This is a genomic window from Bradyrhizobium sp. P5_C12, from assembly GCF_054049735.1.
The window spans coordinates 1-768 of record NZ_JBFULU010000145.1 but is presented as its reverse complement, the minus strand read 5'-3'; the positions used below and the strand labels follow the sequence as shown (position 1 = coordinate 768).

Here is a 768-nt window from a genome sequence, read left to right as displayed (position 1 = left end):
GTGTAATGACAGACGAATCTCATTCTTCCGCGCGCATTTTAGATGTGCGGCCTGCGCGCGTGCTCGAAGAACTCGGTCGCGGACGCATCGTGGTTTTAGCGGGCTTTCAAGGTGTGAACCCGCGAACCAAAGAAATCACCACGCTAGGCAGGGGCGGCAGCGACACCACTGCAGTCGCCATGGCTGCGGCGCTAAAGGCCGAGCGCTGTGAAATTATCAAAGAGGTCGACGGAATTTGCTCGGCCGATCCGCGCATCGTGGCGAACGCAAAACCATTGCGCCGGCTGGATTTTGCATCGTTATCCGAAATGTGTTTTTGGGGCGCCAAGGTTTTGCATTTTCGCAGCGTGGAGCTGGCACAAAGCCAAAATGTCCCTTTGTTTTTACGAAAATGGGGAAAGTCCGAACACAGCACACGAGTGATGAAAGAGGTTATCGGAATGGAAAGCGGAAAAATTCTGGCCGTCAACTCGATGGCTCGTATTGAGCATGTGGAGATCGCTTCGACGAATCTCAGTCACGGTTTTGAGAAATTTGCGCAGCATCTCAAGCAAAACGGCCTATCTTGGCCGCAAGTCCTCGCCTCGGCTTTCACCGCCGGAAAAACGCGCATCATGATGACTTGCGAGTCGGAATCGCTCGACACTCTGCTGCGCACGCTGGAAAGGAGTAAAGACTTGCGCAAAGAGCGTGAGACTTTAAGTTCGGTGAGCCTTACTTGCTTCGGCGGCGTTTCTTCAGACTTGCCATTTCAGGCGATACAAATTC

1 protein-coding gene is annotated in these 768 nt (G+C 53.1%); it reads left to right on the top strand.

Going from position 1 to position 768, the window contains the following annotated elements; genetic code table 11:
* The coding region (locus ACXJMY_RS38020; protein WP_456624473.1) for an amino acid kinase family protein at positions 1–768 on the top strand (768 nt) is incomplete at both ends.